At 37.7% G+C, this 2644-nt stretch carries 1 protein-coding gene and 2 pseudogenes; all 3 read left to right on the top strand.

Annotated features, from left to right (window positions below):
- The first annotated feature begins 339 nt into the window (after positions 1-339).
- A complete protein-coding gene (locus V757_RS18260) occupies positions 340-618 on the top strand; it encodes an AAA family ATPase (RefSeq protein WP_023949866.1) in 279 nt (92 codons plus the stop codon).
- 368 nt (positions 619-986) lie between these two features.
- A pseudogene (locus tag V757_RS0113470) lies at positions 987-2100 on the top strand (IS3 family transposase).
- A gap of 30 nt (positions 2101-2130) precedes the next feature.
- Positions 2131-2442, top strand: a pseudogene (locus V757_RS29875) (hypothetical protein); the annotation flags it as partial.
- Positions 2443-2644: the final 202 nt, after the last annotated feature.

The following is a 2644-nucleotide window of genomic DNA, read 5'->3' on the forward strand; positions in this document are numbered from 1 at the left end:
AATGCCATGTTGACGGCATAACTCTTGAACAGGGGTGCCTGCCTCAGGCTCTGTTTAAGAATGTTGATAATTTGGCTTTCGCTAGTACGTTTACTCATGGTAAAACTCCTTTGAAATAAGTTTACGGTAACGTTCAAAAAAAGTTCTACTTTCTTGTTGTCTTAATTTAGGGGATGGTTACAAATTTGATAAATAATTCTTGATGTGTTTATATTTACTTCTTTATTGGTTGTTTATATTTATATCTTAAACTAATTTTTAATATATAAAAGTTTCAAGTATGATCGAAACTTTTATAAAAATTGATAAAGTTTAATTTATAAATTTATTGGTAACACAATGAAAAAAGATCTTATTTATCGCAAACGCTACCTGGATCGTGTACGACCGTTTATTGGCAAATCGCTGATTAAAGTCTTTACAGGGCAACGTCGTGTAGGCAAAAGTTATTTGCTATTTCAAATTATGCAGGAGATTCAAGCGAATTATCCACAAGCCCCTTTGGTTTATATCAATAAGGAAGACTTAGCATTTTCAGAAATGAGAACAGCAGAAGACTTGGCTTCATTTGTAATGGACGAAAAAAAAGAGTGGTCAGAAAAATTATATTTTTATTGATGAAATTCAAGAAATTGCTGATTTTGAAACTGCCTTGCGATCGCTATTTAAAGCTTTTTAAATCTGTGCGATCAGCAATAACTAAGAGTGCTGGTTCTTTCGTGTAGACCGTAAAGTTGTCTTTTATTCGATCGCTAATAATAACGGTATGAGTAACCGTATTAGTTATTTTTTTAGGATACAATCAAAAAAAATTTAAAAAATATAAAATATTTATGGTTATAACCAAAATAAAACTTTAAAATAATAAATAATTTAGATTATATCCATAAAAATTTATGATTAGCCGTCCAAACTATCTTCAGCAACGGTAATCCTCCCACAAAACCATAGCAATTAGAAGTAGAATTTCTTATAAAGGAAATTCAATGAAAAGATCACGATATACCGACAGCCAAAACATGGCCATTCTTAAACAAGCCGAAGCTGGTACACCAGTGCCAGAGCTCTGCCGAGAGCATGGCATGAGCAGCGCTACTTTCTACAAGTGGCGTGCTAAATACGGTGGCATGGATGCTCCATGATGTCTCGCCTTAAAGAGCTTGAAGCGGAGAATCAGCGCCTTAAAAAGATGTATGCCGAAGAACGTCTAAAGGCTGAGATTGCTCGCGAGGCGATTGAAAAAAAGTGGTAACGCCATCTCGACGCAAAGAGATGGCGCAACGCGCGGTCACGCAATTTAGAGCGAGTATACGAGTGGCATGCGAGGTATTTAGCATCAGCCAAAGCTGCTATTACTACCAGCCTAGACAAGCCGGTGAGAATGAGGTCATTGCTGACTGGTTGATTCGATTAACCACCGCTCAACGTAACTGGGGCTTTGGCCTATGTTTCCTGTATTTACGTAATATTAAGGGCTTTAAATGGAACCACAAACGAGTCTATCGAATCTACCGCGAGCTCGAGTTAAACTTGCATATCAAACCTAAGAAACGAATTATACGTGAGCGTCCTGAGGCGCTCGGTGCAACCACTGCGATCAACCAAGTATGGTCAATGGACTTTATGCATGACCAACTGGCTGACGGTCGCTGCTTGCGTCTCTTTAACGTGATTGATGACTTTAACCGTGAGGGTTTGGGCATAGAGGTGGACTTCTCTTTGCCTGCAGAGCGAGTCACGAGAGTGCTGGATCAAATCATCGAGTGGCGAGGCAAGCCTGCGTGCTTACGGTGTGATAATGGGCCGGAATACATTAGTAAAACACTCCTAGAGTGGGCAGCTAAGCGGCATATCACGTTGATTCACACTCAGCCCGGTAATCCACAACAAAACGCGTATGTCGAGCGCTATAATCGGACGGTACGTTATGACTGGTTAACCCAGAATCTCTTCGAGAGTTTAGAAGAAGTTCAGCACGGAGCGACTGCTTGGCTCTGGACTTACAATAACGAACGCCCCAACATGGCATTAGGTGGCATCACACCGAGGCAAAAATTACATCAACATACATTAAATAATTCTACTGCCAACTGCTATTAAAAATGGGGTGATTACCGAGGGACTGCTCTTTATTTAGGTTACAATCTAAATAGATTTTCAGAAGATTTGGATTTTGATTCTCCAAAGAAAATAAATCTGATTAATAGAATAAAAAATGCTAACAGTTTGGATATTTCTATTCAAAACATAAATCTAAAAAAAGATACGGATACTGTTAGTAGATATATTATTTATTATCATGTTCCATCTCTGAATCATAAGGATTCGTTAAAACTAGAAATTTCATATAGAAATCCTCCAAAAAGAACTGATATTCAAATTAAAAATAATATTTCTATGTTTACTATAACCAAGCTTATTGATAATGTAACCATCCCCTAAATTAAGACAACAAGAAAGTAGAACTTTTTTGAACGTTACCGTAAACTTATTTCAAAGGAGTTTTACCATGAGTAAACGTACTAGCGAAAGCCAAATTATCAACATTCTTAAACAAGCCGAGGCAGGCACCCCTGTTCAAAGAGTTATGCCGTCAACAATGGCATTTCTTCTGCCACATTCTACAAATGGCGAAGAACGTTAT

This window comes from Pelistega indica (assembly GCF_000506865.1).
Taxonomy (GTDB): domain Bacteria; phylum Pseudomonadota; class Gammaproteobacteria; order Burkholderiales; family Burkholderiaceae_B; genus Taylorella; species Taylorella indica.